The following is a 26,912-nucleotide window of genomic DNA, read 5'->3' on the forward strand; positions in this document are numbered from 1 at the left end:
CTTCACTCTTTATCAAGTTTGCCCACTAATGAAAGTTCGAAATTTCCGCCCATATATTTAAAATGAGGGCGAACACTAAGCCCTATCTTATACCATCCCGGCTCTCCAGCCACATTATCCACTTTGATCTGAGCTCCTCTAAATGGTCTCCTACTTCGGACTTCAGCAGGAGGATTTTCTTGGTCTGAAATATATTGTCTTACCCATTCGTTGAGTCCGTTTTCAATATCAGTTCTTTCTTTCCAACTACCTATTTCTTCTCTTTGTAAAACCTTAAGATAATGTGCTAATCTTGATATAAGGAATATATAAGGAAGCTGTGTTCCCAATCGATAATTCGTTTCTGCTTCCTTTCCCTCAGGTGTATTTGGAAATACTTTAGGTTTTAAAGCTGAATTTGCAGAGAAAAAAGCTGCATTATTACTATCTCTTCTTAAAGTCAAAGCAATAAACCCTGCTTCAGCAAGCTCATATTCTCTTCTATCTGTAATAAGCACTTCGGTTGGAATCTTGGATTGCATAGTGCCAAAACTCTCGTAAAGATAAGTAGGTAAATCTTTCACGCTCCCTCCACTTTTTGGACCTATAATACTTCCACACCATCTATATTTTGCAAAACTTTCAGTTAATCTTGTAGCAAAGGCATAAGCTGAATTGCCCCATAATAAATGATTATGTGAATTATGAACATTTTCTTTATAATTAAAAGTTTTGATAGGATTTTCTTCTGGACTATAAGGAGAGCGTGTTAAAAATCTTGTTACCATAAGCCCCACATATTTTGAATCTTCATTTTCTCTAAAGGTTCTCCATCTAGTGTATTGAGGACCTTGAAGCAAACCTCCTAAATCTTGAATATTTGCTAACTCTGAATAATTCTCTAACCCAAAAAAACTAGGAGCACAAGAGGTTAAAAATGGCGAATGGCTCATTGCAGCAATACTTGCCATTTTATTTAAAAAAGTCATATCTGGACTATTGGTGCTAAGCTGATAATCGCCTATGATAGCACCAACAGGCTCTCCACCAAATTGTCCATATTCTGAAGAATAAATATTTTTATAAATGACACTTTGGGTAATATCAGGATTGTTCTCAAAATCTTCTAAAGCTTCTTCTTTGGTTACATCAAAAAGGTTGATTTTAATATTTTCATTAAAATCTGTTCTTTCTACTAAGAAATATAAGCCTCTCCATACAGACTCTAGTTTTTGGAAATCCTCATTGTGTAGAATCTCGTCCATTTGCTTAGATACTAAATCATCAATATGTGCTATCATCTCATCTAAAGCAAATTTATTAATTTTATCTTCTACATCATCATTCTCAACAATAGCAGAGATAAATTCGGCAACACCTCTTTTAGCTATACTATAACTTTCATCATTTTTTAAATACTTACTTTTTTCCATAATGCTTTCAATAATAGGTGTATCAACCACTTTATCGCTTGACATTTTCTCTCCTATTCTTTGACTTCTTCTTTAATTTCTAAAAGCAATTTCTCTTTTGTTTTTTTATCTTTTAAAGCGGTTAAAACTGCTTTTCTAAAATCTGGAATATTACCCATAGGTCCTTTTAAAGCCACTAAAGCCTCTCTTAGTTGCATAAGTTTATTAAGCTCGGGAATTTGCTTTGCTATACTATCTGGGGAAAAGTCTTTCATACTAGAAATTTTAAGATTAATACTTAGCTCTTCTGCTCCTGTGCCCAAGGTGTTCTTAACACTAAATTTAGAACTAATATCCAATTTCTGCATTACCTGACTAAAATTTACCTTATTAATTTGTAAAATCTCTCGCTCTTCCAAAGGTAATTTATCAGCTCCTCCTGTCAAATTTGTCATTACCATCAATTTTAAGGGTAACTCAACATCTGCTTCTTGTCCATTCGTTTTTGCTTTGTATGTGATATTAATACGCTCTTTTGGAGCACTAGAACCATCAGACATTATCCAAATCCTTTCCGCGTTTTTTCATAAGGCATATTATAACGAAATTGTGTAAATTTTAGTTAAGTTTTTATATTTCTTTCACTTTTTATTGTAATTTTTGAATATTCCTCCGATAAATAATCTTTTAATAATGTTTTCTCCATTAAATCTTTAACTTGGATATAAAGTATCCTAGCATTATTTGGCATATTTTTTTCCTCAAAAAATCTAGCCATTTCAATCAAAGCATTGATATGTGAAAATATGGAATTATTGCTATTTTGAGTATTCATATCTAATAAAATTTCGTCTATATTATTCTGCTTGTTTTTATTCGCTTTGGGCTTTATATGATTAAAATCTATGTCTTGCTTCAAAAAATAATTAAAAACCTGCTCTTCACACATAGATTCACCATTACTAAACTTAAGATTAGAAATCTCCTTAAATTTAATAAGAAACTCTCTAGTTAAAGTATTAAGCAATTTGGAAGCACTTATTTTTTTACGCTTGTATAAAGATTCACAAAATAACTTTAAGCCCTCTATCCAAAAAGGATTTAATGCAAGATTTGACATAAAACACTTAATATGTTCTAATTCATCAAAATTATTTTCAAGCAAAATTTGTATTAAATTTTTATCTGGATACTTAATTTGAGTAATACTTTCATTATGGATAGGAAGGGTTCTAATCCTCCCCCACATCGCTTCAACAAACATAGCATAAGCGTTAAGATTATCTTTATTTTTTTCTAAAAGCTCAAAAGCTAAATGGTTAAAAAATATTCTATATTCTCTATCATTTAAGGAATTGGTATTTGGGTTTTGAGTGTGAAATTCAACTTGTTTTCTAGTTGATGATATAACTTCACTTTTTTGTATCTCCTGTTTAACTTGAATCTCTTTAAAATCGCACTCTAAAATTTTCCCTAAAATCCTGAATGTATGGTTTAAATCCATGATAATCTGAGGAAAATGTGATAAGCTAAGTCTGTCAGTTTCTATTATAAAATGTTGCACGACACTCTTTATCTTCTTTTTTTGAGCATTTAAAGTATCAGCATTTTTCCCTAAATTTTCAGGAGAATTTTGTAAAATATGAACCAAAAATTCAAATAGCTTATTCATTATTCTGAAGGATTCTTCGCTGTTTAATGCTATACACGATAAAACAAAATAATGATAAATTCTAGCGTCCATAGAGAATCTTTGCAGGATTTCTAAAGAATATTCATAAACCTTGTTCCACTTTATATCCTCGTGATTCAATGTTTTATATTTTGACATCTCATCTTCAAGAAAATGGTAAATTTCCAAGTTATCCAAATTATCCTTTAAATGACTAACAAATTGCATTGATTTAATTCCTCACCAATTATTTTATAAAAGTTTTAGCAATCAAATATTAAAATATTGTCATAATTTAAATATTAAAATATTACATAATTTAAGGTTTAGAAAAATTTAAAAAGGGGGATATTGTTAATGTATCAAAAAATACTAATTTTGGCTTTATGTCTTTTATTTGGAGCTTGCTCAAACAATGTGAGTGTAAAAATAAGTAACATTGAAAAATCAAATCTTAATAATAGATTCGATGATGTTCCTGTTACTCTTATTATCTATAAACTTAAGGATGTTAAAAAATTTGAAGAAGCAAATGATAAGGACTTAATTACTAGAGAAGATGGAGCTCTTGGTAAGGATAAAATAGATTCAATCAAATTACAAATTGCTCCTAAAAGCGAAATTGTAGCAATAAAAGTTAAGGATAAAGAAGTTCCCTACATTGGTCTTTTAGCTTTATTTGCCAGTGATACAAAAAAAGTAACTAAAGCTTGGGTTAAAACAAAAGATGTAAGCGGACTTTGGAGTAGATTTTGGAATGAAAAAACACTAAAATTTGAAATCACACAAGAAGGAATTAAAACGATTAAATGAGTTCTAGGATATTAATATGGCAAATCAACTAAAAGTTGCTTGGTTTAATGGTTTAAATATTGATAAAATTCATTTTGAACAGCAAGAGAGATATTTTCAAAGAAATATAGATTTAAAAACCATTGAAGTATCAAATAATCTTTATGGAATTATTGATTTAAAATTTTCTAATGAACTGCTTATACAAGGTAAGATTGCATTAGAAAAAATTTCTGGGATAGCTAAAGATGGAAGTATTTTTAACGCTCCAGAACAAGATTTATTGCCAGAAGCTTTAGAAATCAATTATGAATCATTAGAAAATTCGGTTATAGTATTAAAAATCCCTCTAAGCACTGCTAGCATTGCTGATGTAGCCCTACAAAATAATTTTCCTAATTCTAAATACCTAACTTTAAGAAGCATTATTGCCTCAAGAACTTATGATGATAACCATAGTGTAGGTATTTCAAGGGAATTATTAGAAGATGAAAAAGATTTACAAAATACAACTTTTACTCAGGAAAAAATTAACTTAACGCTTGCGAGTTTGAGACTGAAACTCGGAATTTTAGGCAATGCAACACCTGATGAACTTGAGATTCCTATTGCCAAAATTAAAAATATAGATTCAAATAAAAAAATAGAGCTTGAAGAAAATTTTATTCCTACCTGTATTAATATCAACAAAGTTTCCATTGTCAAGTCTTTTTTAGAAGAAACATTATATTCTATCAAACAACATAAAGAGATACTTTGGGAAGTTTTTAAAGGCATTGACCAAACAAAAAATACTTTAGATTTTAGCACTTATTTATCTTTAAATCTTCTTAAAAAATGGTTTTTAATTTTTTCTTACCTTATTCACAAGAACAAATTACACCCCGAATATTTATATGAAAAGCTTATTGAATTTCAGGGGGAACTTGGGGCATTTGGCGTTGAAAATTCCTTTTTAGAATTTATTGCCTACCAACACGATAATTTAAATGAAACTTTTTTTCCTTTAATCAATAATATAAAGATTTTATTTGCTAAAATTACTTCTCCGAGATATTCAATGGCAAAACTTATAGATAATGGTAATGGTTTCTATGATTTGTTATTTGATAACGCTGGAATTTTAGAAGAATCTGAACTTTTCTTAGCCATTAATGCTGATGTTAATCACGAATATTTATTAAAAAACTTTAAAACACAAAGTAAAATCCATACGCAGAGTAAAATCAAAAATATAGTAGCTACTCAACTTAGAGGATTGAATATTATCCAAATTCCAAATATTCCTTCAGCTATCCCTTATTTAAATGGCTATGTTTATTATAAGCTAGATAAAAAAGATGAATTGTTTAAACATTTTAAAGGAGAAAACGCAATAAGTATTTACCTTACTCATAATATTAAGAATCCTGATATAAAAATGTGGGCAGTATTTTAAGGAAACAAAATGCAAAAACAATCAAGTGCAGAGACACAAGAATTTAGTTTGCTTTTAAGTTCCGGTTTAAGCGGTCTTGGAAATAATAAAGTTGTTGATTATTGTTTAGAACTCCTCTTGCTCTCTTTTAGATTATCTAAAGTAACCTTACTTGATACAAGCACCATAGAATCCCTTAGAGAAAAAATTGTCAATGATATTTTGACTTGGAGTTCCAAACTTAGTGCTTTAAGAGAATATGATGAAAAAGACATTATTAGGCTTAGATATTGCCTTTGTGTTTTCATTGATGAGATGTTAATGAAAAATGAGCTTTTTATTAATAGCTCTTGGGCAAATAATACCCTAACAGTGCGTTTATTTGACGAAACTTTAGGGGGAGATAATTTTTATGATATAACACATTCTTGGCTTAACAATCCTGCCAAAAACAAAGATTTTTTAGAATTTATTTATGCCTGTCTTGTATTGGGTTACAAAGGCAAATATTCAAACAACAAAGATATAGAAGAAAGAATTTTGCTTTTTTGTAATAATATTGCTTCTTCTCTCACACCATTATATGATGTTAGTGAAGAACTAGCCTTTACAAAAGCTTATGATGGAATCATGAAGGAGAGTTTTTGGCAAAATTTTCAAAGAATGTATCTTAAAAAAATTTTAATTGCTTTGCCTTTATGTATCATTGTAGGAGTTTTTATCTATGCTGTATTTGACCTTGAAGTTAATAACAGACGAATACACGATAGCGTGAATGAAATTATCAAAAATTATTAAAATTAAGATTTTTATCCATTTCTAAAATTTACCTAAATTCTTTTTTGCACTTTCATTGTATTTCCAATTCTAAAAACAATATAAAAATAAACTTAAAAACTTTCAAATGAAAGAATTTAGAATCGGCTTGTTTCTAATTATTTTGTCCGACAAACTATATTCTTCGTCTCCTTAATCTTCTTAGCCTATATTCCATTCTTTGTTCTCTAAGTTTTGCAAGAGATTTCGTGTTATTTGTCCTCATTTCTTGAAGTTTCGCTTCAAAAGTGCTTTGCTGAACTTCAACACTCTTTACTTTTTCTAACTTTTTCTTCAGTTTTAAAAGTTTTTCATCAAAGGTATTAATGAGTTTTTCTATCTCTTCCTTGCTATTACTTTTTCTTTGTATGAATTTACGATATTTGATTTCATCTTGTAAATCACTATGTTTGGGATACCTTGCTTTTGGATTGATTTTATAATAAGGTCTAAAGTCTTTTTTGCTTAGTGCAGATTCTATGCTTGTTTCATATTTTATTCTACCAAAGTCTGCGCTATAATTACCTCTACTTTAGGTGCATTCATACCTACAAATTGAATATGGGGAGAATTAATTTCTCTATCTTGTAAATGAACTTCTAAAATGCCCTCTACCCCCTCTTGTAAAAGCCTTATTTGTAAAATTTTTAAAAGCTCATTAATATCTTCCTTATCCATACTTAAGGCTCTTGCCCATATATTCGCTGTTTGCACATAACCTTTTTGTCTAAGATAAGCCAAAATCTCACTTTTTACATTTTTTTCGCCTGTTTGCTTACTTGAACTACCACTTGAACCACTACGTTTAGCATTGACTTGCCCTAAACTCTTTAAAAAATAATTTCTTGCCTTAGGATTCCCTATCAATACAAGAGAAAATTCAAGCTCTCTTAAAAAACTTCTTGATTCTTCACTTCTTGCAGCTTGAAGCATTAGCAAAATCTCTTTATACAAAATTTTAATTCAACAAACTTCATCTAAGTTTTCTTTTATTTGATTTTTGTGATTGAAACATCTTTTTTAACATATTCTTTTCCTTAACAAAGTATGCCTTTTTGTCTTTTAACCCATTTAATTTCATCTTTATAATTTCTCCTCTCCAAAGCATCATTTCCTATTGTTTTTAAAGTGTGATAATAAAGACAATTTGCGGTGGTTGTGCCTATATTAAAGCTAATATCTCTATGCCAATGCCCAAACATAAAATATTTTGGAATCTTATTCTGTTTAAATAAGGTTTGATAGATGATTTCTAACTTATAGGGATTCTTATCCTCTATTTTATGGCTTATATCCATTTGTTCGCCAAGTTTTTTTTAAAAAACTTTGTGGGCAAGTGTGTGTTACACAAAAATCAAGTTTTCCTTTGAAGTTTGAAATATTTTCTAGGGCAGTTTCAAGGTCTTTTTTACTAATTTTTTCATCTTCCCACCAGCTTAAATTTGGTTCTCTTCTATATTTATCAATACTTAAAGCACCACCCATTGTAAAGACAAATTTATTATCAATGTTATAAATTTGCCCTCTTTTCAAATGATAGCATTTGTTTTCTAGGTATTCTCCAACCACGCCACCAAATTTTTTGACCTGTTTTAAAGCCTTTAAATGATTGAAATTGTCGTGGTTTCCATCAATAAAAAGTAAAATGCAGGGAAGTTTTTCTATCCTTTCTTTTAAATTTTCCTCCATTTTTAGAGCATCAATTTGCTTATATTTTCCCTCTAAATCACTCCACAATACTCCAAAATCTCCACATACTATAATAAAATCTTCTTTTATATAATCTTTCACAAAGAAAATTTTATCAATATCAATTCCTGCGTGAGTATCACCAAAAAAGTAGATTGCCATTACTTGTATTCTTTTGATTGTGAAAATTTCTCATTTTCTTTTTCTTTTGATATGGGAATTTGATTTTTCGTTTAAATATTCTTGTGTGTTCTGAGCTTGAGGATTGTTTGAAATTTTTATTTCAAAATATTCCAAAATCTCTTTAAATTTATCTTGACAAGAAAGGCAAGTATCAATTAAAAATCCCTTTGTGTTAGGATATTCTTTCAAACCTCTATAATAAAACAATCTATGCTCCTCATCGATAACAAATGGAATAACATTATTTTTTAAGCATTCTTTAAACATTAAAAGTCTTCCTACTCTACCATTACCATCTTCAAAAGGGTGAATTTTTTCAAAGTGAAAATGAGATTTTATAATTTTTTCTAAATAATTTTCTTTCTTGTAATTTTCAAGCAAAATATTCATTTCCTTTAAAACTTGACTTGGTGGGGTTGTTTAATATCGCCTATAGTTTTTATATCAGTGCAATTTTGTTTTACTAAAAAGTGTAAATTCTTAATAAAATCAATATCTAAATCAATCAAAGCATTTTCTAAAATAAAATCAAAGGCTATAAAATGATTTTTTGCTTCTAAAATATCATTTGTCTTAATAATTTGATTTTCATTTGCTAAAAAAATATCTTTTTCATAAATCAATCTTGTTTGTTCATTTGTGAGTGTGCTTTCCTCAATGTGATTGGAATTATAAGCAAAATGAATTTGTGTATAATGATACAAACCATTTTTATGAGAATTCCTTTTTTCTCTAAGTAAAATTTCAAGGATTTCACTCATCTTTTTTTCCTTGTATGCAATGGAAATTTTTCCATATGGCTTGTCATACTATTAATGTTAGATTCCTTGCTCATTACAATCTCATCTTTAATTTGCGATATATCTACTTCATCGGCTACATTATATACTTTTCCTCTATAAATTCCAAAGCCATTTTGGCTCTTTGTTGCATATAAGATTCTATGGGTTGTAGCCATTCCTCACTTAGATTAAATTCTTTGTGTCTTTTAAAGGTAAAATTGGAGAGTTTTTGGAGATTTGAAATGTGTCGTTCTTGTGCGAAGAGTTTTAGTTGTCTATTAAAATTAAATTCCAAATAACTTTTTTGGCCAAGTAGAACACTATCAATATCTTGTAAATCAGATTTATAAAGTAAATTTAGCATAGAACAACTATTATCAAAGATAGGTGCGGGGCGTAGAATCTCTCCTGTATTGTTATCTACTATCATTCCAAAGTTTCCTAAATGTCTATCAATATTGCAGATTAGTGCATCAAAGAGAAATAAATCCTCTAATTTATTTTTATCATAAATTACTTCAAGTTTATCCACCAAATCAATACCTTTTAGTTTTCTATCTTTTTTTTCTAAGAGATAGAAAATTGGCATATAGCCTTCATTTTCATTAGTAAAAATAGAGCAAGTGCTTACAAGTTGATTATGAAACATTTTTAAATCATAATTTATGTATTCAAATTCCATAATTTCAGCTACTTGAGCCATATAATACTCAGTATATGCTTCTTTGCCTCCATATTCTTCATCATCATCTGACTTTTGAGTGCTTCCTTTATAGAGAAAAATTTTATTATTCTCTTTATGCCAACATTTTTTTAGCATTCCATTGGTAGTATATTCAGGCGATGAAGTAATTCCACTAATTTTGCTTATTCCTATACCAAATGCAATTAATTCTAAAGCTTCATTAAAAGCGTGTTGATAGAGATTATAATCTTTCCATTTGTAATCTTTATTTGCGGGAATTATCCAATAAGAATCATTGAGAGACAATCCAAATGACACATCAATATAATCCATAAGTCTTTCTTCGCCCCTGCTATAACTTGCTATAATCTTTTGGACATATTGCCTATGGCTTGGAGCTTTTCTATATTTTATAAAAGATTCTAAAGATTCAGATGGATTATTTATATCCAAATTAATTGGTGCTAAGGAAATATTAAAAAGTTGTATATTTTTAATCATGTCTTTAGAGATTTCAACACCTCTTTCTATGTGCTTTATTGTTTCTACTTCAAACTCCAAAACCACTTCATCTTTGTTCTTTAAAATATATTGCATTCTATGCGTCTCCTAATATATCCCTGCTTCTTTTAGGTTTTTCTGTTTTTGCTTGTGGCTGACTATTTTGTTTATTCATCATATCTTCAAGTATGCCATTTAGTTTTCCTTCTAAAGCAGTATTTTTGCCCTTAAGCTCCTTAATTTGCTCTTTATACATATTTTCTTTATCATTAAAAATTTCTACTTGTGCTTCAAGCTTATAAAGTCTTTTAATGTGGGATTCTGCTACTTCTAGCTTTTCTTTAAATTCTTTTTGTAAGGATTCCAACTCTTTTTTCTGCTCTTTTAGATGAGATTCTAAAAGAGTATTTTGGGAACTTAATTTGAAGTTTATTTCATTGATTTTTTTATTTTCATCATTTAACACTTCTACTTCTTGCTTCATTTGCTCCTTGTCTTTTTCATATCTATTTTCAATCTCACTTAAAGACTTTTGCAAAGCTGCATTTTGAGAGTTAAGCTTTAAATTTTGTTCATTAATCTTTTTATTTTCATTGCTTAATTCCTCATTTGCACAATCAAGCTCTTTAATCTCTTGCTCATATTCATTATTTACCTTCTCTTGTTCTTTTTGCAAACTTTCAAGCTCTTTAAGCATTGCTGCTTCTTTTTCTTGGAGTTTTACCTCAAATTTTTTTTCTAACTCATATTCATAATTTTGCATTTCATTAATCTTGCTCTGAAGCGTACTTTTAAGTTTGGAGATAGTCTCCTCTCTTTTTTCTACTTCATTATAAACATTTTCGCACTCTGCCCTTAACTCTCCTTTTTCTTGGTTAAGACTTATAATTTCTTCTTCCTTACTCCTTAGATTTAAAATATCTTTACTAAAAAGCAGAGAAGCAAAATTAATTGTATCTTCATTCCGATATTTTTGTTGAATATTTTTAAGAGCTTCTAAGATACTTAAGCCATTATGAATATAGTCTTTTAAATCATTATAAGCGTTTTGGGAATCTTTTTCTGCCTTTTCTAGCCTTGATTTGAGCTTTTCTTGTTCTTTTTGTTTATAAAGTTCTATGCTTTTGGCACTAATCTCATTGATCTTTGTTTCTTGTCTCTCTTTTACCTCATTAAAAGATTCCTGTGTCTTATTTTCTGCTTGTTCTTTAGCAAATTCAGAAATATTATAAAGACGCACATTCTTTTCTTGCTCTAATACTTCTTTTGCCTCGTGAGGCTTAAGAGAATTTCTATTATTATTTGCCTCTGCCTTTAGCTCTTGTTTTGCTTGATTTTTTGCCTCATTATTTAACTCTTTTTGCTCTCGCATTTCAGCTTTAATTTCTTTTTTTTCTTCTGCACTCAAATGCCCCCAATAAATAACTTCGTGGATATTTTTATTATTTTCTTCTCCATTATTGTATTGCACACAAAAACTCTCTTCTACGCCATTCTCTTCTAGCTTATTTGCTAAATCAAGTAAAAGTCTTGAAAGGATAAAATTATTATCCTTTGGCACTTCATAATTTTCTAACAAAGTTAAACTCTCTCTCGTATTGCACATATAGGGTTCATCATTATAATAAAATGCACCTTTTTTATGATAGATAAGAGAACAAGAATCCTCATTGACATCTACGAAATTAACCAAAGAAACACTTTTTGTTTCCACAAATAAATCTTTAATAAGCTCTTTAGATTCAGGGTTATTTATGTGTCTTAAATCAATCGTTAGCTTCATAAATTCGTGGTCGTGTATCTCTTTAAGATTCTTAGATTTTAGCAAGTTAATGGTTTTAAAATCAAAGGCATTATCCAAGCCTTGCTCTGCTATGGTATTAAGAATAGTAATATCGTGCTTCATCACTTCTTTAAGCTCTGCAATAGAGGAGAAATTTCTGTAAAAATCAATATTGTTTTTTTCTAAAAAATCTATATATTCATTTTCACTTTTGCTCCAAAACTTCTGCAAAGACTCTAAAATGGGTCTTTTTGAAATGTCCTCAACTCTTAATTCATTGAAATCAACTCTTCGTAAAGTTAAATTTAGCATTGTGTTCTCCTTAGTTTATTTTCTATTCTTTGGCTTTAAATCATTCTTAAGACTTAAAGTAGCCGACTTAAATTTCTCTATCCTTTGTTGCTCTTCCTTTTGAATTTTTTAATAAAATCAATCATCACATCATCTATTTTGTTTGCTCTTAAATAAGAAATATAGTAAGCCTTTTCTTCTTTAGGTATAACAATGGGCGTTAAATTATGTTCAAAGCAAGAATAGGCTATCAAAAGCCTGCCTATTCTCCCATTACCATCACTAAAAGGGTGAATTTTCTCAAAATGAATATGGGATTGCAAAATTGCCTTAATTTTTTCCTCATCATTTTTAGAGTTTTCTAATTTATAATATAGGTTGTCGCACATATCTTTAAGTAATGAGGATACCGAATAGGGTTTAGCTGTTTCAAAATCTGCACCTATAATCGCATTTTCTAAAGTTTTAAATTTCCCAGCTTCTTCGTGTAAATCTTTCATTATAAAAGAATGAAAAAACTTTATAAGTTCTAAGTCAATCTTTGTATTTAATTTAAGTTTTTCTATAAAATAAGGCAAGAGGTATTTATAATTTCTTACTTCATAAAATTCCCTATCTTTTATTGCTCTTGGAATGAAATTATCTAGGATAATAGAGGCTGTTTCATCTTGAGTAAGCGTATTACCTTCTATTGCTGTGCTGTGATGAGCCATTCTTATACACAAATCTAGCATATATTCTTGATTATCCAATATCATTTAGCCTCCTTACCTTTAAACTTTAAGCAAACATCTCTAAGAGAATATTTTTTAGAGCCTCTTGCTTATTAGATTCTAAATCACAAATTTTATTTAAGAATCTATCTATACTCACACAACGAATTTGGTCGCAAAGGATTCTAGACTTTTTGCCCTCTAATTCAAAATTTACTCTAAAAGGAGCATCAAATCCCTTTGAAGTAATAGGTGCAACAAGTCTTGTTTGTAAATAGTTTAATTCATTGGGTGAGATAATCACACAAGGTCTTTTTTTAGAAATTTCCGCTCCTTTTGTAAGATTTAAATCTATCCAAAAAATCTCAAACTGCCTCAATATTACCACTCCCATTCTTTCATATCCTCACAAGCAAAATCTTTTTGCAAAGAGATTGTGTTTTGCTTATCATCTTCTTGCTTTGCTCTTTTTCTAAGTATTGCACTATCCCAATTTGAACGATGTGTTTTATTCGGGCTTAATAAAAGCCCATTTTTAAATAATTTTAGGTCAATAACAACGTCTTCTAAATGAGCTTTTTTTATAAAAACTTTTGGAATACGAATGCCATAAGAATTGCCAATTTTTATTAACTTTGTCATCAAATTTACCCTTTAAAATATAATTACAAAGTAATTATATTGATATATTATGAATAAGTCAATATTGCCGCTCATAATATGTCCCTGTTTCTTTTTGCATTTGAAATATTTGCTTGATTCTGCTCTAAGATAGCAATTCTATATTCCAATTCATCTTTTCTGCTAAAAGTTTGAAACTCAATGTTTGCCTCCTCTATTTGTATAATTTTGTTGTCAATTAATGCAACATATTTCTCTTCATCGGGAGTTTTAAGTTTTTTATTTGCTTCTGTTTTGCATTGTATAGGTTGTGATTCCTCGCTCCAATTTACCTTAGAAATTGCTCTATTCGTTGAATCTGACATTTTGGATTCTTGATTTTTGCCGATACTGATACTCTGTGCATTTTGAGGATTAAATTTCCCTCTCTCGTCTAAAAGCTTTGGATATTGTGGAAGCAAATGTTGAATGTCTTTGCTATCAAGCGTAACTTTTATGCCCTCTTTCTTATTTTGGGCAATTAACTCAAAAATTGCATTAATATTTTTCTCATCAGCCTTTAAAGTATCAAGCAAAATTTTTCTTGAATAGCTACCTAAAGTATTGTTTTTAAGAAAGTTTTCTTTTTGTGTAATTTCACTAATTGTAAGTTTTAGATTCTCGCTATTTTTATGAATAAAACTTGAAGCTTTAGACATTATATTTTTTGTTTTTATTAAAAGTCCATCAAGATTAGGAATAGAATCAAAGATTAAATATCCACTTTGAGCTTTGAAAAACATATTCTCTATTCTTTTCATCAATCATTATCCCTGTATAGATAAAATCGCCACCAAGTTCGTTAAATTTTCCCCTTAAAACAACTTTGATTTTATTTGCCCTAAAAACTTCTATTTCTTTATCGCTAGGATTTTTAAATATTTTTTCAATATTTAAATTAATAGCCTCTCTTAAAGCTTTGTGTTCTTTTTCCTCCTCTTTATTAATAGTCTTTTTGTGTATTTTTATCCCAAAAGCTTCTATGATATAATTTTCCTTTTCAAATTCCTTGTTATTGACAAACTCTCTTAACACTTCATTTTCGCTTTCTAATCTCTTTTTCTTAGCTTTTAAAATCTCAAGGTTTCGTTCATTTTGCAAAATGCTTCTTTTATACTGCTTATAATATCTTTCTTCTGTCTTTAAAAGTCAGTGATTTTATGCTTCTGCAAAATAAAAGGATTTCCTGTTGCAACTGCTTTCATTTCAGCTACATTTGCAACTTCGGCATCTATTGCTTCAAAAACTCTCTGTCCATCGTTAAAATTTAAAGATTTCAGTTGCACAAGAGGTTTTAGTTTTTGCTCATTAATCTGGAACATTCTCGCATCATAAGTTTGTTCAGTGGCATAACGATAATGAGCTATATTAAATTTTATATTCTCTTCTAAGATTTGATTCTTCGCTTCCAAACTCAAACTCTTTTCTTTCAACTCCTCTAATATTCTTTGCAATTCCTTTTCAAAAAACATATTGCCTTGCCTAATCCCTCTTCCCATTCTTTGCTCTAAATCACAAGGTCTCCACGGACAATCAAGCTCGTATAATGCGATAATTCTTTTTTGCACATTTGTGCCTGTTCCCATTTTTGTAGTTGAACCAATTAAAACCCTTATTGCACCCTCATTCATTTTCATAAAAAGTTCTTGTTTTTGATTGTCGGTCTTTGCATCGCCTATAAAAGCAATTTGCTCCTGTGGGATTCCAGACTTAACAAGTTTTTTAAGTATATCCCCATAAACATCAAATTTTTCTACTTGCAATACCATTAAGTCTTCTATGCTATATCGTTTCTTAATCCCATTACTTTCTGCCTCTAATGGCTCATCAAAGTTTTTAAGCAAAGCATAGAAATTTTCCTCATTTTTTTCATCATAGAGCAACACTAAATTCATTTCTCTAGCTACATCTTCAATACTTTTATATTCTATTTTATCTTCAGCATAAACATCAATTTTTTTGAGAGTGTTGCTTACTCACGCCCATATCACAAAAGATAAGTTGTGTGCCATTTTGATAGGTTTCATCTTTGTAGTGAAGCAAGACTTTCTCACACATCTTATTTATCTTAGAATCTCCATAGTCTTGTGCATTTTGGTCTATAAGTCTAAAATCAAGTGCGGCTTTTTAGCATCTGTCGTGCAGGCTAAAACATTGTTTTTCTTTGGGTCGTCATTTACATTTTCCATTCTCCATTTAAAATATTTGCATTTGGATAAGCTCTTTTAAACTCTTCTCCCCATTGCACACTTAAATGATTTGGAACAAGAATTAAAGCTTTTTTAATCAAGTTCATTCTAATTTGCTCCATTACAATGGCGATTCCAGCCAAAGTTTTTCCAGCTCCAACTTGATGGTCTAAAAGTAAAGAATTTTTAGAAATCGCTTTAAAAGCAGCATTCTTTTGATGCGTCATTAAAGTAATCTCTTTATTTAAGTGCGGAGTTTCCAAGAAGTTTCCATAATTAAATCTTTTATGGGTAAAAACATTAATTGTTTCATTATAGATTTTTTCTATTGTCTCTCTTCTTTCCTTACTAGAAAAACAAAAATTAGAAAAAGATTCTTTTAGAATCTCCGCTTTTTCTAGGGCAATTTTTGTGGAAATACTCTCGCTTACTTTAATTTTTTTATCTTTCTCGTGTGGGTGAGGCTCAAAATGATAAACCTCAAGACTTTTGCCATTCAATACATTTTCAATAAAAGATTCTTTTGCAAACATTGTGCTTGTATCTTCTCTCAAAATTTCTAAGTTTAGCCCAACTTCATTAAAATCATAATTGGAAGCTTCAACTTCTTTTAAAACTATTTCGCCATCATTAAAATCCTCTCTTAAAATTTTAAATTTCTCTAAAGAATATGCTCCATTTAAAAAACTAACCTTTACGATAGCTTTAGTTGGGTCGTTAAAAAAGCTTTCTTTAATAAAATCCTCATAGTATTTTATTTGCACAAATTTAGCACCAAAAGAAGTTTCTATATCCTCATAATACAAATATGAATGGAAAGCTTCTTTCAAAGCTAAGACTGTTTGGTTTAAATCTAAATGAAGCTTTAGAAAACCTATAAAAGTTCCCTCTTGTTTTTGCTTAATTAAACTTTGCACTCTTTCATATTTTGCTTTTACATTTCCGCTTAAAAATTCACCTACTAATTGATAAAAAATATCATCTTGTGGGTCTCTATCTATCCTATAAAAAATTAATTGTTTCTCGCATAAATCCTGCAATATTTTATTAAGTGGTGTATTTGGTTTATAGCTTTGCAAGGTTTTCTCATCAATAAAACCTTTTTCATTGATAGTTTTTTGTAAAGCTTCTTCATTTGAATTGGCTAGGCTTTTTTGTAAAGGCTTATAAACTCTCATCTTTAATATAGAATATAGTTCATAATTTCCCTTATCGTTTTTTTATTTCTGTTGCAAGAATACTAAATCAAACAAGCTTATCCAAATTTAAAATATTTTGTAAATTATGTTGCAAAACTATCCCTTGTTTATCTATCTTGTTCCTATTCTTTTGATGAAAAGATTTGATATTCACAAGATGTAAAATTTCACTTCTTAACTCTCTTAATCTTTCTTTTTGTTTCAAAATAATTGCATTGCTCTTTTCATTGTCTAAATAATGTTTTTCATTTTTTAAATTTTCATTAAGCAAATCTCTAAAATCTATGATTTTTTTAGCAATTTGCACTTCATCTCTATTTAAAAAGCTTTTATATTGAAAATTCTTTTTATCTATTTTAAGAATATGTGCCTTTGGCACTAAATCCATTTTACTTATATCTAAACTATCACTAAAGTAAGCTTCTTCACAACTTGAATACTCACCTTTTATATAAATTTTATTATCCATAAAAAAGAGATTCCCAACTCCTAAACTATTAACTTTAATTGCTTCTTCATTACTTAAAAGAGAGAAATCAATTAAATTTAATTCCTTTTCAAATGGGTTTAGCGCAATTATTTAACACTATGGCTAAAAGAAAAGATTTGATTTTTCAAGTGCTTACTAAAAGAGCGGATAAAATGTATCATTTTATTGATAATTGTATATTAAAAGCACTTTAAACCTTGATGATATGCTTCACATTTGGTTTGGAGTAACTGCTGAAAATCAACAATGTGTAGATAAGAGGATTCCTTATCTTATAAATCTAAAAAATATTAGTAGTGCTATTACAATTTTTGTGAGCATTGAGCCTATGTTAGAGAATATGGATTTAAGCGACTATATTGATAAGCTAGATTGGGTAATTGTAGGCGGAGAGAAAATACCAAACAATAAAAAGAAAGCAAGGCAAATAAAATCGGAATGGGTAGATAATATTCACTATCAATGTCAAAAGAATGGAGTACCATTTTTCTTTAAGCAATGGGGTAGTCGCCCTTCATTGAATTTGAATAGTGATATATCCGCAATAGAAACTTGCAAGGAGTTTCCAAATGAATAAGGAATGTGTAACCTATGGAATTAAGGAGAGTGAAATGAATCCAAACAATAAAAGAATAAATGGAATAGCAGTCATTCTAAACGCAGAGGATTATTCAATATTACAAATAAAAGAAAATCCTAAAATGAAGTTTATAGAGAAATACGATGATGGATTAAGCTATGAGGTTTTGCTATTTGATAGCTATGATGATTTGGGAGAGTATTTATTCTTTAGCAACCAATATTCTAAAGCATTTAGTAAAGGAATGGATAACGCAGATAACAAATTATGGATTCTACGCAGAGAAGAAGCAAGACAAATAGATTAAAGAATGAGAGAAAGCCAAAAACAACAAGCGGACAACAATGGGAGTAAGGAGTAATAATGGCAGATTTACTGACTGAACAAAAAATTAACGCATTGCTAGGCATAACAGATGATGTGCCTGAATCTGATAATGTGGCTGAACAAATAGCTAAACTAATATGAGAGCGTGATAGGCTTAATAATGATATTGTGGATTTGACTTTTAGATTGCAAAAGTTGGGCTATTTATGGACAAGAAGTGAGAGTGAATGCAAGACTATTGATGTTATACATCCAAGCACACGCTGCATAGTTATGAGTAAGTGAGGAGATAGTTTTGAATTTATCGGCAATATCCATAGAATCTAGAATTGTAAAGGTTAGAAAATGAACAATAAAGAGATAAGAAAATGGTATCCAATATCTAGTGCAAATCTAATTAATGAAGAGGGATTCCCTATATCGTATTATGATTTAACTGAATTTAAAGATGATGATATGATTTATGTGGGTGATGATTTATTCGCGTTTAATAAGCCTTTTGATGATTTACGAGAAATTATAACCTCAATGCGTGCAGATTGTTATGAAAGGGAATTTGAAGTTTTGACTCATCACCCTAAAAGGCTTATAGAGTTTTTAGAATTTTTAAATACGAACCAATATAAATATTTTAGAAATTTAGCAACGAGACATTCTGTTGGTGTTATAACTGCAATGGGAGAATTTTTTGATTCATTGGAAAATATCAAGCTCACTATTCATTATAACAACCAAACATATCATATCACTTTAGGAGAGGCTGCGAAAGGCATTCATTATGACAAAATAAAAGATGTAGATTCTTTAATGTGCCAAACACAAGAGGCAAACCACAAAGCATCTGCAATCCCAACATCTTTTTTAAAAGTTTATAAAAGAAGATGAAATGAAATTGTTTATAAAAAATAGTAATAAAGTTTTGCGTTTGCAGCTTGGACTTTTTAATGGAGAGAATGATTTAAATATATTCTTGAAACATTATGGATTAGCAGAAAATCGTCCATTTTATAGCGAAGATGTTGCACAAGATTATTGCAAGAGAGCTTTAGATTTTGGTTTGATAGCAGAGATTGAAAAAGACAAAGTAAGGGGCAAAGAATGAGTAAGAATATTTTTAATATTAATATCAATATTGCTGGCAAAGAAGTTTTGTTTCAAACTGCTGACAATCAAATATTCTGCACAAGTTTAGATATAGCTAATGTGTTTGAGAAAAACCACAAAGATGTGTTGAAAGCCATTAGAAAATATGAGCAAGAATCCTTTAATGATTTGGATATGAAAATTTTTCATCAGTGTAATTTTACGCAGACCTACAAAGAGACACAAATAAGAGGATTTAATAAGGTTGAAGGTAGGATAAGAAAAGACCCTTTTTATAAGCTCACAAGAGATGGTTTTTCATTTTTAGCAATGAGCTTTACAGGAGCTAAGGCAAATCGTTGGAAAGTAGCTTTTATTAACGCTTTTAATAAATTAGAAGTTGCCTTACGAGAGCAGCAGCGAAATTATGTCCTAGAAGATACAAAAGAACTTTTTAATCTCAAGCAAAAAACACCTTGCAGAAGTTATATTTTGGAAGAGGTTAAAACTATGGAGCAAAAAAGAAAATCAAAATGCAATAAAATCGTTGAATACAAAATCACAGAAACTTTTTGCAATGGCATTGTTAAGGTTAATAGTGAGGTTATCGTTGAATTTGATAAGCCCACAAGCCAAATAGAAGCACAAAGTTTAGGAAAACGCTGATGAAGCAAGAAAAATGAGGAATTTACAATGTAACCTTTAATGACAAAAAAGCTACGCCCATTCTCAAAGATATTGAAGCTATTGAAGATGCTGTGATTGAATATATTGCGATGTATGTGAAAGGATTTCATCTTGAAAGAAGAGATAAGGGCAGAGGTGCGGAACATATCAAGTTGCATTTGAAAGAGAATAGCAAGGGCGAAATAAAACTACAAGAACTTTTAGACATAGGACATTCCCTAAGAGAATATTTAAAAAACTTTAGCAAGCCTTTCATTGATGAAAAAGGAGCAAAGATTTATGAATGGGAGAATAAAGAGGGTATAAGATTTAGGACTATTGTAGATAGGATAGATGGGCAGGGGCACACATCTACCACCTTCCACCCATCTAATGAACAAATTATATCTTTTTATTCTGATAGAAACTTTAACAAATAAATGGAATTTAAGAATCCTAAAATCAAAGTTTATTATGAAAATCTGCAATCCCAAGATGCACAGACAAAAGTTTTTAGGAAAAGGAGATGAAAAATGCAGACGATTAAAGAATACTTCACTTTCTACTCAACTATCAAGCCTAAAGGCACTAAATTAAAGAAATTTAGCTTTTTAGACAAGCAAATTAGTTTGATAAATATTTAAAAAATAATAAAAATGAAATCATAAGAAACATTAATTATGCTTTTGTAGAAAGCCAATAGCCTTATTGGCTTAGTGTATTTAGTGAAAGTAATATACATTTTATTCGCATCAACGCTAGAATCTGCAAGGATTATCCAAAAATCTTTGATTCCATTTATGAATATGAAAACTATCTTGCTATTTATGGGACATTTGCAGTTTTAATTGATATAAATTTTCAGGCTGAAAGCTTGGAAGATAGCCGTATATTTTTTAAAGATTTCCTAGAGGATTTAACTTTTAAAATTTATTATGATGAAGCTTTTAGACTGAATTTAGAAAGCTTTGTTGATGAGCAAAACGAAGTTTTAAAATATGTTTATCGCTATGGCTATGATTTTTTACTGCAATGCTTCAAGCTTTTTTATAAAGATACATTTGATGCCTTGAACTATTCTCGTATTATGAAATTTTTGCAGATGAGTGATTTAGAATTTAAAGAGCTTTTCAGGCTATATAAGTCAAAAATTATTTTGGAGAATGAGTAATGAAAGATATTGTTATCAACAATAAAAGCATTCAATTTGAAAAGCAAGGAGAGCAAATCTTCTGCACAAGTTTAGATATAGCGAATGTGTTTGAGAAGAGGCACGCTGATGTATTAGAATTAATTTATGAAAAATTAACAAATGAAGAAATTAAAGATTTTACTGAGCGGAATTTTCCGCTGAGTGAATATAAAGATAGCACAGGTAGAACTTTGCCTTGTTATAAACTCACTCGTGATGGCTTTTCATTTATTGCTATTTATGACAAAAAAGACAAAGATGGAAATGTCATTGAAGAGAGAACACAAGAGGACGCAAAAGCATAAAGGCAACATAGATAACCTTATGTCTAAAGTAGAAAAAGCAAAAGAGCAGCAAAAAGAACAAGAAGCTACTCAAAACTCTACCCAAGGAGACTTTGTGGGTGATAATATCAGCAAGCTAAACCGACCAAGAATGTAGCTTTTTGCCTCGCTTTGCGGGGCTATTGTATTTATTTTCAAAATTATAGTGTTTATAAAATATATTTTTGTAAGTGAATACAACTTTAAGGAGTAGAGTATGACCATTTGGGAAGCTAAAGAAACATTTGAGGAAAAGGGTATAAAGTATAAATTCTATGATTGTTATGCTGGTAATAATGATAAAGAGTTTGTCTTGTTCAATACTGCTGTGTTACTTCCTCAAGGATTAAGTATGAGATATGCCATTTATGCGAGTGATAAGAGTAATTGGCATATTTTAAACCTAGAAAACACAAGAGATGAGTTCTTGGATTTAGTTTTAGAATCTCAACAAGCAAGAGATGAGCATTATGAAAATGAGTGTATTAAATTACATAAAGCTACAAATCAAGATGAGCAATGCCTTATTGATAGTATCGATAAGAATTTAGCAGCTTTACTGCTTGAAAAACAACCATAGATAAAACTACCTTTGGAGTGGATTTGAGAGACTATCTTTTTGAGAAAAATAAGGATAATACATCACCAAACAAAGAACAAGATTCCAATCAACAATTCCAAACCCATAAAGTAAGGCGCAGATAAGGGAGATAAAATGGAAGTGAGAGATTATATTGATTTTAGGCTTATGGAAAAAAATTTCAAACAAGACTTACAAAAATTAGGAACACAATATCATAATCATTTTATAGATAGACTAGAAACTCAATTAAAAGAAGTGTTTGAAAAATCCTTTGATACAATTTAAATACAACAGAACAGCAATTTTTAAAAGATATTTATGCCTATGAAAGCAATATTCTTTATTTGCTCCCCGATTATGTAGAACGATATAAAAATTCTTTTAACAATTATTTTCTTTATTCTTTCTCACATATTCCAAGAGATTTTCACTTGGAAGTTGCCCAAAGTAACCCTGCATTTTTTGACAATGTCCCATTCAGTGAAATACTAGAAAAAGTAGAATCTAAATTTATTCATTTAAATAAAGAAGTAATGGAATCTTTTGAAGATAGTGCCTATAAAATTTATGATAAATTAGAAAATGAGGCGATTGAAAAGATAGAGGAATTAGAATCTGCACAACTTGAGAGAAATGCAATAGTGAGAAAGAAGAGATAATGAATAAAGAGTAATCTCAAAAATTATTATATGAAATAGAATCTCTTTGGCGTGAAACTTTTGGACTTAAAGATTTCAACCAAGATTTTATTCCTCACTTAAAAGACGAAGTAAAAGAATATCTAAAAAGGCAGAATAGATTTTATTGATAAAATTAGACCAACATTAGAATAACCAAATCTTGTATTGGATAATCATCAAGGCATTTTATTCATAAAAGAATTTATAGATGAGGATAAAAATCGTTATTTTATGAGTGTTGCAAAAAACTATGATGGAGAATGGATTTATGCAAGTCATACAAGGAGAAAATTTAATAACATTAAAAATGAAATACAAAGGTCAAAAGTCATCTATAATCAAGGATTTCAACGCAGTGAAGTTGCTGGTGCGTCTGATATGTTAGAATCGGGCGGAGAAGTCTCTAAGCCCTCTGACTTGCAGATTAAATACACTGCTAACCAAGACTTTGGCAAAAATCCTCAAAGCATTATATCACAAAACGAAGCCTCTTTAGAATATTCTAATAAATCTCACTTTCGCAACCTCTCTTTAGAGGAGAAACTAGCACATTTAGAAGCCAAACAACAAGAGATTCTAAATCTCCCAAGAGCAAGTGAAATTTCAATCCAAGAGGAAGAAGATACAAAGCATAATAACAAACAAGATGAGGCAAGGCACAATAAAAGGATTAAGAAATGAATACTCTTTTCAATTCAAAAAATAATAATTTTGCAGTGTTGTATAAGGATATTGAAAATATTTTAGAAAAATTTAGAAACTTTTCTAACCAAGAGAGTAAAAACTCTTCTTTGAATTTTTTTAAAAACTTTATTTTTGATACGGCTAGAAAACAAGAATTTTTTTACAGAGTTTGGAGAAAAACCTTACTTTGAGGAAATAATAAAAGAATATAATGTGGAGATTGTTTTTAGTTATTTTGAAGATATTAAAAGAATTTCTTTTGTAACTTTAGATGAAAATAAACAAATCAAAGAATCTGATGACTTAGAAGATTTTTTAAGGCAAAACAACTTTGAACAGATTTTTAATGCTTTAAAATCGCAGAATAATACATTAAATTTAGGAGAGAATAATGCAAGAATTGCAGAAATTGATGAAGCAAGAGGAAATACAAGAGAGCCAAATCAACAAATTAAAAGAGAATCTTCACAGACTTACACAAGAAGTGTTGAAAGCGGAGGGCAAAATGACACAGGAGATTTACGCAATAATGGATTTGCCCAAGAAGATTCTACAAAAGAGAATATCTTTAAAGACGCTAGAAAGGATTACGAGAAATTTACTCCCAAAGAGAACATTACAAATGAGCAATCTTTTGGAGAAAATGGACGATTTGAGAGTAGAGATGGGCAAAATGGAGAATATCTTAAGCGAAGCGGAAGTAACGCAAGAGATGATAGGCAAAATAAGCAAGGAGTGGAAAGAAGCGAACGAAAATCTCAAAACACTCAAAGCAGAACAAATGAACGAACCGATGAAGAAATTAAAGAGTTTAGCAACATTTCATCACGAAATAAACCTGTTATCACAGAATCTCAAACTATCACAAGAGCAAGAGAATATCAGCAAAGGGTTAGCACTTTACTGCAATCCCAACTTACAAATGGTATTATTCAAAGAACTTTGGAATCTTTACGCAGTGCAAAAAGAGAACAAAATCCTAGGGAAAGCACAAATAGACTTGAAAAGAAAGCAACACAAAATTATCACACAAATCCTAGATTTAATGGAGGAGAAGCAAGAAGTGCTTTTAGAAATGAAGAACAAGGTGGAGAACTTGAATCTACAAGAGGAGAAAGCGGATTATTTCAACAGCTTGATAGGAACAATATACAGCCAAATGGAGAACAACAGCAAGGAAAGAGAGAATTTGCTTCAAAGTCAAAAGAGATTTCAACTTCCAAGACCGATAGAGGACCATATAGAAACAATAATGCAGGAGACAAGCGAGGAGATTATGCGACAACTAGAGATGATGGACAACAATCAAACGAATTTTCAAGTTCTCAAGTTAAGCAAGCAGGCAAACAAAATAGCGAAACAAATCCTACAAGTAAAGATGAATTTGCCGATAAGCTTTCAGATTCTAAAGACATTAGCGATTTACCTAGCAATGAAACAATCCAAAAAGAATTTAATCAAGCAAATATTCCACAGGAACTTAAAAGAACAAATAATGCTATTTTTAATACAAATTCATCAAAATCTCAAAATTCAAATAATAACAATGGAGCAGAACGAGAAGCTAGAGAGGAAATGGGAAGTGCTGACCAACAAGTCAAGCAAGATTTGGAGTTTAATTTATTTACTGATGATAGAGGGCAAACTTTACACATATTTTGTTTTTTTTTGGGATGGAGAGGATTTTAAACAAAAATTATTTAAAAAAATCTTTAACGCCATTTTTCTCACTTGTAATTTTACCATAAGATTTTTTTGGCTCATGAATCTGTAATCTCATAAATGACAAAATCAATGCCGTAAAACAATGCAAAAAAATCAAAATGAGTTGGAACAAAAATAAATGGTAACAAATTTGGAACAAATTGAGGTGTGCTATTTTATCATTCTATGCTATATGCTAAAATATTAAGATTTAAATGGTAGCCGCTACTCGGAGCGAACACTAGAGATTTCTTTTTCAAGATATCTTCTTGTGTTTGTTAGCTCCTGTCGAACTTCAGCGATGTCCTGCTTTAGTTCAGCTTTCACTTCAGCAATTTCTTGCCGAATTTTTGCAAACTCTGCTTGCATCTCACTTCGAAGCTGTCCGATTTTTGCATCGAATTCTTCCCGTGTTACAAATACTTCTCTCATTCTCTCTACAATGTTTAAAACAAGCACTTCTCTATTATCCTCAAAGATTTTTTGAGCTTTGTTTGTATTAGCATTATAGATTTCCTCGGCTAAAGCCAACAATACTTTACAAGCCTCTTGATTAAAAGACTTTTCTAGCTCTTGCTATAACCTTATAGAAATATTTAAGAATGACATACTTCCTCCTTTGATAGCATATTGCACCATTTTTTAGCAACACATTTCTATGCTACAAGGACAAATATTTGCCCTAGAGTGATAACACTCCAGAAAGAGATTTGTCCTGCCCCATAAAGGGATAGAAAAAAATCCCTTTATGGAATATTCCTAGCCTTAAAAGGCTAGTTTCGTTTCTCGAGCCAATCGCTCAAGTCAAATCCTTTTTTCAAAAGATCCGCTCTGCCTTTTGACTCGAGAAACTTTTTCCAATCAAGCACACTCACGGCTTTAGCGTGGGCTTCAAGCTGCTCTTTGATAGCGGCATTGAAGTTTTTCCCAGCTTCATCGTAATCCCCAACCACCATTAGGCGGATATCTTTAAATATACTTAGCTCGCGCTGCCATGCGTAATAGCACGAATGCCATGTGCCACAGCATTAACCACATCTTTCTCGCCCTCAACTATAAAGATAGGTTCTTGTGGAGATTCTCTATACTTAAGCAAGTCGGATAAATTAAATGTACTCCTTCTTCTGCCCCTTGTATAACGCAACCGCTCGTGTTTAGCGAGTGTTGGATTATATTTCCATAGAGTAACTATTCTGCCTGCTTCATCACGAATGGGCATAATTAGTCGTTCTGGAAAGGGTTTCCCTTTAAAATTACCTGCTGGCTGATAACCAATATCATACCGCAATGCAATCTCACGCCTTTTTTCTGCTGACTTCACCGATGGCATCAACACCCCAAGAAGCTTTGAATAAGCCTCAAAGTGCGTTTTTCTGTGGGAGCGATATTGCTCTAACCATTTCCCATCAATGAAGCCCTCCTTTTTTCTTTTGCTAGCTTTTGTCAAAGTCCGCAAAATTAAAGGAAACTTCCATCCCCAAGAGCCTCTGTGCTTCACGAATGGCATCGCCAATATTATGAAAGCCATGAAACTCTTGGAGAAAGGAGGGGAAATCCCCGTGCCAACCAGAACCAAAGTCATGTATATGACCGTTCTGATTAATAAAGGCACTGGGCGTCCTCTCCTCTCTTATGGCAAATTGCCAAGAACGGAGAACACTATAGCCAAGGCTCATTAAAGCTGAAGCTGTTTGCTCTCTTGTTGATTCCATTGTTACCTCCTAACAATTACCAACTACAAGGGAAAATTACACGCCCTGTGGGGACATGTAAAAATCCCCACCGCCGGGCTTAATTAGAGATATAAAAGGTTACCCTTCCATTATCTCTTGAATTC

39 protein-coding genes are annotated in these 26,912 nt (G+C 30.5%); 17 read left to right on the forward strand and 22 right to left on the reverse strand.

Annotation, left to right across the window (positions count from 1 at the left end):
• Positions 1–2: 2 nt before the first annotated feature.
• From tssC to HCN_RS07165, 3 genes are all read right to left on the reverse strand, one after another.
• On the reverse strand, positions 3–1,457 hold the full coding sequence (gene tssC, locus HCN_RS07155) for a type VI secretion system contractile sheath large subunit (protein WP_014667068.1): 1,455 nt from the start codon (positions 1,455–1,457) through the stop codon (positions 3–5).
• A gap of 8 nt (positions 1,458–1,465) precedes the next feature.
• The gene (gene tssB, locus HCN_RS07160; RefSeq protein ID WP_002957598.1) at positions 1,466–1,951 is read right to left on the reverse strand and encodes a type VI secretion system contractile sheath small subunit; all 486 of its coding nucleotides are present in this window, start codon (positions 1,949–1,951) and stop codon (positions 1,466–1,468) included.
• 62 nt (positions 1,952–2,013) lie between these two features.
• Positions 2,014–3,291 (reverse strand): type VI secretion system domain-containing protein, encoded by a 1,278-nt coding sequence (locus HCN_RS07165; RefSeq protein WP_002957599.1) that lies wholly within the window; start codon positions 3,289–3,291, stop codon positions 2,014–2,016.
• A gap of 129 nt (positions 3,292–3,420) precedes the next feature.
• Here HCN_RS07165 and tssJ point away from each other — a divergent pair, with 129 nt between their 5' ends.
• The 3 genes from tssJ to icmH are packed head-to-tail and all read left to right on the forward strand — an operon-like array spanning position 3,421 to position 6,070.
• Positions 3,421–3,876: a type VI secretion system lipoprotein TssJ gene (gene tssJ, locus HCN_RS07170; protein ID WP_014667069.1), complete on the forward strand. Its 456-nt coding sequence runs from the start codon at positions 3,421–3,423 to the stop codon at positions 3,874–3,876.
• A gap of 16 nt (positions 3,877–3,892) precedes the next feature.
• Entirely contained in the window at positions 3,893–5,293 is a 1,401-nt protein-coding gene (gene tssK / locus HCN_RS07175) for a type VI secretion system baseplate subunit TssK (protein WP_014667070.1), read from the forward strand.
• 9 nt (positions 5,294–5,302) lie between these two features.
• Positions 5,303–6,070: a type IVB secretion system protein IcmH/DotU gene (gene icmH, locus HCN_RS07180; protein WP_014667587.1), complete on the forward strand. Its 768-nt coding sequence runs from the start codon at positions 5,303–5,305 to the stop codon at positions 6,068–6,070.
• Between the two features lie 513 nt (positions 6,071–6,583).
• On the opposite strand, the gene HCN_RS07185 is transcribed toward icmH, so the two are convergent.
• From HCN_RS07185 to HCN_RS07255, 15 genes are all read right to left on the reverse strand, one after another.
• The gene (locus HCN_RS07185; RefSeq protein ID WP_014667071.1) at positions 6,584–7,021 is read right to left on the reverse strand and encodes a hypothetical protein; all 438 of its coding nucleotides are present in this window, start codon (positions 7,019–7,021) and stop codon (positions 6,584–6,586) included.
• Positions 7,022–7,125: 104 nt separating this feature from the next.
• Complete coding sequence (locus tag HCN_RS07190) at positions 7,126–7,386, reverse strand: hypothetical protein (RefSeq protein WP_014667072.1); 261 nt, start codon at positions 7,384–7,386, stop codon at positions 7,126–7,128.
• Entirely contained in the window at positions 7,370–7,939 is a 570-nt protein-coding gene (locus HCN_RS07195; RefSeq protein WP_002955279.1) for a metallophosphoesterase, read from the reverse strand. Before HCN_RS07195 ends, HCN_RS07190 begins: the two co-directional genes overlap by 17 nt.
• Positions 7,940–7,969: 30 nt before the next feature.
• On the reverse strand, positions 7,970–8,350 hold the full coding sequence (locus tag HCN_RS12500) for a Fic family protein (protein ID WP_002955280.1): 381 nt from the start codon (positions 8,348–8,350) through the stop codon (positions 7,970–7,972).
• Between the two features lie 5 nt (positions 8,351–8,355).
• Positions 8,356–8,721 carry a Fic family protein gene (locus HCN_RS12505; protein ID WP_014667074.1) on the reverse strand — a complete coding sequence of 122 codons (366 nt, stop codon included), beginning with the start codon at positions 8,719–8,721 and terminating at the stop codon, positions 8,356–8,358.
• A 115-nt stretch (positions 8,722–8,836) separates the two neighbouring features.
• A complete protein-coding gene (locus HCN_RS07210; protein WP_014667076.1) occupies positions 8,837–10,024 on the reverse strand; it encodes a HipA domain-containing protein in 1,188 nt (395 codons plus the stop codon).
• Between the two features lies 1 nt (position 10,025).
• Entirely contained in the window at positions 10,026–12,023 is a 1,998-nt protein-coding gene (locus tag HCN_RS07215) for a coiled-coil domain-containing protein (protein WP_014667077.1), read from the reverse strand.
• Positions 12,024–12,100: 77 nt separating this feature from the next.
• Complete coding sequence (locus tag HCN_RS07220; RefSeq protein WP_014667078.1) at positions 12,101–12,760, reverse strand: Fic family protein; 660 nt, start codon at positions 12,758–12,760, stop codon at positions 12,101–12,103.
• 22 nt (positions 12,761–12,782) lie between these two features.
• On the reverse strand, positions 12,783–13,109 hold the full coding sequence (locus HCN_RS07225) for a type II toxin-antitoxin system PemK/MazF family toxin (RefSeq protein ID WP_002955286.1): 327 nt from the start codon (positions 13,107–13,109) through the stop codon (positions 12,783–12,785).
• Positions 13,097–13,357, reverse strand: a complete 261-nt coding sequence (locus HCN_RS07230; protein WP_014667588.1) for an AbrB/MazE/SpoVT family DNA-binding domain-containing protein — start codon at positions 13,355–13,357, stop codon at positions 13,097–13,099. The genes HCN_RS07225 and HCN_RS07230 overlap by 13 nt, the downstream gene beginning before the upstream one ends.
• A gap of 71 nt (positions 13,358–13,428) precedes the next feature.
• Positions 13,429–14,118 (reverse strand): hypothetical protein, encoded by a 690-nt coding sequence (locus HCN_RS07235; protein ID WP_232501855.1) that lies wholly within the window; start codon positions 14,116–14,118, stop codon positions 13,429–13,431.
• Entirely contained in the window at positions 14,081–14,476 is a 396-nt protein-coding gene (locus HCN_RS07240; RefSeq protein WP_014667081.1) for a hypothetical protein, read from the reverse strand. Before HCN_RS07240 ends, HCN_RS07235 begins: the two co-directional genes overlap by 38 nt.
• A 41-nt stretch (positions 14,477–14,517) precedes the next feature.
• On the reverse strand, positions 14,518–15,270 hold the full coding sequence (locus HCN_RS07245) for a helicase-related protein (protein ID WP_014667082.1): 753 nt from the start codon (positions 15,268–15,270) through the stop codon (positions 14,518–14,520).
• 281 nt (positions 15,271–15,551) lie between these two features.
• Complete coding sequence (locus tag HCN_RS07250) at positions 15,552–16,742, reverse strand: DEAD/DEAH box helicase family protein (protein ID WP_014667083.1); 1,191 nt, start codon at positions 16,740–16,742, stop codon at positions 15,552–15,554.
• Between the two features lie 67 nt (positions 16,743–16,809).
• Positions 16,810–17,232 carry a hypothetical protein gene (locus HCN_RS07255; RefSeq protein WP_014667084.1) on the reverse strand — a complete coding sequence of 141 codons (423 nt, stop codon included), beginning with the start codon at positions 17,230–17,232 and terminating at the stop codon, positions 16,810–16,812.
• Positions 17,233–17,425: 193 nt separating this feature from the next.
• Here HCN_RS07255 and HCN_RS07260 point away from each other — a divergent pair, with 193 nt between their 5' ends.
• From HCN_RS07260 to HCN_RS07320, 14 genes are all read left to right on the forward strand, one after another.
• Positions 17,426–17,830, forward strand: a complete 405-nt coding sequence (locus tag HCN_RS07260) for a DUF5131 family protein (RefSeq protein WP_014667085.1) — start codon at positions 17,426–17,428, stop codon at positions 17,828–17,830.
• Positions 17,823–18,140 (forward strand): hypothetical protein, encoded by a 318-nt coding sequence (locus HCN_RS07265; RefSeq protein ID WP_014667086.1) that lies wholly within the window; start codon positions 17,823–17,825, stop codon positions 18,138–18,140. Before HCN_RS07260 ends, HCN_RS07265 begins: the two co-directional genes overlap by 8 nt.
• Positions 18,141–18,505: 365 nt before the next feature.
• On the forward strand, positions 18,506–19,045 hold the full coding sequence (locus tag HCN_RS07270) for a hypothetical protein (protein WP_014667087.1): 540 nt from the start codon (positions 18,506–18,508) through the stop codon (positions 19,043–19,045).
• Position 19,046: 1 nt separating this feature from the next.
• On the forward strand, positions 19,047–19,262 hold the full coding sequence (locus HCN_RS07275) for a hypothetical protein (protein ID WP_014667088.1): 216 nt from the start codon (positions 19,047–19,049) through the stop codon (positions 19,260–19,262).
• The gene (locus tag HCN_RS12095; protein WP_014667089.1) at positions 19,259–19,909 is read left to right on the forward strand and encodes a Rha family transcriptional regulator; all 651 of its coding nucleotides are present in this window, start codon (positions 19,259–19,261) and stop codon (positions 19,907–19,909) included. The genes HCN_RS07275 and HCN_RS12095 overlap by 4 nt, the downstream gene beginning before the upstream one ends.
• Before the next feature lie 92 nt (positions 19,910–20,001).
• Positions 20,002–20,349 (forward strand): hypothetical protein, encoded by a 348-nt coding sequence (locus HCN_RS07285; protein WP_014667090.1) that lies wholly within the window; start codon positions 20,002–20,004, stop codon positions 20,347–20,349.
• Between the two features lie 434 nt (positions 20,350–20,783).
• The gene (locus HCN_RS07290) at positions 20,784–21,080 is read left to right on the forward strand and encodes a hypothetical protein (protein WP_002955299.1); all 297 of its coding nucleotides are present in this window, start codon (positions 20,784–20,786) and stop codon (positions 21,078–21,080) included.
• Positions 21,080–21,406, forward strand: a complete 327-nt coding sequence (locus tag HCN_RS07295; RefSeq protein WP_002955300.1) for a Rha family transcriptional regulator — start codon at positions 21,080–21,082, stop codon at positions 21,404–21,406. The genes HCN_RS07290 and HCN_RS07295 overlap by 1 nt, the downstream gene beginning before the upstream one ends.
• A gap of 235 nt (positions 21,407–21,641) precedes the next feature.
• Positions 21,642–22,004 (forward strand): hypothetical protein, encoded by a 363-nt coding sequence (locus HCN_RS07305; RefSeq protein WP_002955302.1) that lies wholly within the window; start codon positions 21,642–21,644, stop codon positions 22,002–22,004.
• Between the two features lie 135 nt (positions 22,005–22,139).
• Positions 22,140–22,292, forward strand: coding sequence for a hypothetical protein (locus HCN_RS11665; protein ID WP_014667091.1), 153 nt, complete (start codon positions 22,140–22,142; stop codon positions 22,290–22,292).
• A gap of 59 nt (positions 22,293–22,351) precedes the next feature.
• Positions 22,352–22,666, forward strand: a complete 315-nt coding sequence (locus HCN_RS07310; RefSeq protein ID WP_232000231.1) for a hypothetical protein — start codon at positions 22,352–22,354, stop codon at positions 22,664–22,666.
• Between the two features lie 252 nt (positions 22,667–22,918).
• On the forward strand, positions 22,919–23,368 hold the full coding sequence (locus tag HCN_RS07315) for a hypothetical protein (RefSeq protein WP_230197802.1): 450 nt from the start codon (positions 22,919–22,921) through the stop codon (positions 23,366–23,368).
• Positions 23,365–23,562 carry a hypothetical protein gene (locus HCN_RS12100; protein WP_014667093.1) on the forward strand — a complete coding sequence of 66 codons (198 nt, stop codon included), beginning with the start codon at positions 23,365–23,367 and terminating at the stop codon, positions 23,560–23,562. Before HCN_RS07315 ends, HCN_RS12100 begins: the two co-directional genes overlap by 4 nt.
• Positions 23,563–23,584: 22 nt before the next feature.
• A complete protein-coding gene (locus HCN_RS07320) occupies positions 23,585–25,060 on the forward strand; it encodes a hypothetical protein (RefSeq protein WP_232501856.1) in 1,476 nt (491 codons plus the stop codon).
• Between the two features lie 240 nt (positions 25,061–25,300).
• Here the strand turns inward: HCN_RS07320 and HCN_RS07325 are convergent, their stop codons facing one another.
• The 4 genes from HCN_RS07325 to HCN_RS12115 all read right to left on the reverse strand — a co-directional run bounded on the left by HCN_RS07325 (position 25,301) and on the right by HCN_RS12115 (position 26,787).
• Positions 25,301–25,609: a hypothetical protein gene (locus HCN_RS07325; RefSeq protein WP_014667095.1), complete on the reverse strand. Its 309-nt coding sequence runs from the start codon at positions 25,607–25,609 to the stop codon at positions 25,301–25,303.
• Positions 25,610–25,848: 239 nt separating this feature from the next.
• Complete coding sequence (locus HCN_RS12105) at positions 25,849–26,031, reverse strand: hypothetical protein (protein WP_014667096.1); 183 nt, start codon at positions 26,029–26,031, stop codon at positions 25,849–25,851.
• A 23-nt stretch (positions 26,032–26,054) separates the two neighbouring features.
• The gene (locus HCN_RS12110) at positions 26,055–26,531 is read right to left on the reverse strand and encodes a toprim domain-containing protein (RefSeq protein WP_232501857.1); all 477 of its coding nucleotides are present in this window, start codon (positions 26,529–26,531) and stop codon (positions 26,055–26,057) included.
• Positions 26,509–26,787, reverse strand: coding sequence for a hypothetical protein (locus HCN_RS12115; RefSeq protein WP_014667098.1), 279 nt, complete (start codon positions 26,785–26,787; stop codon positions 26,509–26,511). Before HCN_RS12115 ends, HCN_RS12110 begins: the two co-directional genes overlap by 23 nt.
• Positions 26,788–26,912 lie beyond the last annotated feature (125 nt).

Source organism: Helicobacter cinaedi PAGU611, assembly GCF_000284635.1.
GTDB lineage: Bacteria > Campylobacterota > Campylobacteria > Campylobacterales > Helicobacteraceae > Helicobacter_C > Helicobacter_C cinaedi.

Coding starts and splice junctions, on each gene's coding strand:
- icmH (WP_014667587.1), top strand. CDS start 5,303: ATGCAAAAACAATCAAGTGCAGAGACACAAGAATTTAGTTTGCTTTTA.
- HCN_RS07245 (WP_014667082.1), bottom strand. CDS start 15,270: ATGAATTTAGTGTTGCTCTATGATGAAAAAAATGAGGAAAATTTCTAT.
- HCN_RS07255 (WP_014667084.1), bottom strand. CDS start 17,232: ATGGATAATAAAATTTATATAAAAGGTGAGTATTCAAGTTGTGAAGAA.
- HCN_RS07215 (WP_014667077.1), bottom strand. CDS start 12,023: ATGCTAAATTTAACTTTACGAAGAGTTGATTTCAATGAATTAAGAGTT.
- HCN_RS07165 (WP_002957599.1), bottom strand. CDS start 3,291: ATGCAATTTGTTAGTCATTTAAAGGATAATTTGGATAACTTGGAAATT.
- HCN_RS12500 (WP_002955280.1), bottom strand. CDS start 8,350: ATGAATATTTTGCTTGAAAATTACAAGAAAGAAAATTATTTAGAAAAA.
- HCN_RS11665 (WP_014667091.1), top strand. CDS start 22,140: ATGGAAGTGAGAGATTATATTGATTTTAGGCTTATGGAAAAAAATTTC.
- HCN_RS07235 (WP_232501855.1), bottom strand. CDS start 14,118: ATGTTTTTCAAAGCTCAAAGTGGATATTTAATCTTTGATTCTATTCCT.
- HCN_RS12095 (WP_014667089.1), top strand. CDS start 19,259: ATGAGTAAGAATATTTTTAATATTAATATCAATATTGCTGGCAAAGAA.
- HCN_RS07270 (WP_014667087.1), top strand. CDS start 18,506: ATGAACAATAAAGAGATAAGAAAATGGTATCCAATATCTAGTGCAAAT.
- HCN_RS12105 (WP_014667096.1), bottom strand. CDS start 26,031: ATGGTGGTTGGGGATTACGATGAAGCTGGGAAAAACTTCAATGCCGCT.
- HCN_RS07210 (WP_014667076.1), bottom strand. CDS start 10,024: ATGCAATATATTTTAAAGAACAAAGATGAAGTGGTTTTGGAGTTTGAA.
- tssJ (WP_014667069.1), top strand. CDS start 3,421: ATGTATCAAAAAATACTAATTTTGGCTTTATGTCTTTTATTTGGAGCT.
- HCN_RS07230 (WP_014667588.1), bottom strand. CDS start 13,357: ATGACAAAGTTAATAAAAATTGGCAATTCTTATGGCATTCGTATTCCA.
- HCN_RS07275 (WP_014667088.1), top strand. CDS start 19,047: ATGAAATTGTTTATAAAAAATAGTAATAAAGTTTTGCGTTTGCAGCTT.
- HCN_RS07250 (WP_014667083.1), bottom strand. CDS start 16,742: ATGAGAGTTTATAAGCCTTTACAAAAAAGCCTAGCCAATTCAAATGAA.
- HCN_RS07195 (WP_002955279.1), bottom strand. CDS start 7,939: ATGGCAATCTACTTTTTTGGTGATACTCACGCAGGAATTGATATTGAT.
- HCN_RS07225 (WP_002955286.1), bottom strand. CDS start 13,109: ATGGGAGTGGTAATATTGAGGCAGTTTGAGATTTTTTGGATAGATTTA.
- HCN_RS07315 (WP_230197802.1), top strand. CDS start 22,919: ATGAGTGTTGCAAAAAACTATGATGGAGAATGGATTTATGCAAGTCAT.
- HCN_RS12505 (WP_014667074.1), bottom strand. CDS start 8,721: ATGAGTGAAATCCTTGAAATTTTACTTAGAGAAAAAAGGAATTCTCAT.
- HCN_RS07220 (WP_014667078.1), bottom strand. CDS start 12,760: ATGATATTGGATAATCAAGAATATATGCTAGATTTGTGTATAAGAATG.
- HCN_RS12100 (WP_014667093.1), top strand. CDS start 23,365: ATGAATACTCTTTTCAATTCAAAAAATAATAATTTTGCAGTGTTGTAT.
- tssB (WP_002957598.1), bottom strand. CDS start 1,951: ATGTCTGATGGTTCTAGTGCTCCAAAAGAGCGTATTAATATCACATAC.
- HCN_RS07305 (WP_002955302.1), top strand. CDS start 21,642: ATGACCATTTGGGAAGCTAAAGAAACATTTGAGGAAAAGGGTATAAAG.
- tssK (WP_014667070.1), top strand. CDS start 3,893: ATGGCAAATCAACTAAAAGTTGCTTGGTTTAATGGTTTAAATATTGAT.
- HCN_RS12115 (WP_014667098.1), bottom strand. CDS start 26,787: ATGGAATCAACAAGAGAGCAAACAGCTTCAGCTTTAATGAGCCTTGGC.
- HCN_RS07265 (WP_014667086.1), top strand. CDS start 17,823: ATGAATAAGGAATGTGTAACCTATGGAATTAAGGAGAGTGAAATGAAT.
- HCN_RS07190 (WP_014667072.1), bottom strand. CDS start 7,386: ATGGATATAAGCCATAAAATAGAGGATAAGAATCCCTATAAGTTAGAA.
- tssC (WP_014667068.1), bottom strand. CDS start 1,457: ATGTCAAGCGATAAAGTGGTTGATACACCTATTATTGAAAGCATTATG.
- HCN_RS07295 (WP_002955300.1), top strand. CDS start 21,080: ATGAAAGATATTGTTATCAACAATAAAAGCATTCAATTTGAAAAGCAA.
- HCN_RS07185 (WP_014667071.1), bottom strand. CDS start 7,021: ATGCTTCAAGCTGCAAGAAGTGAAGAATCAAGAAGTTTTTTAAGAGAG.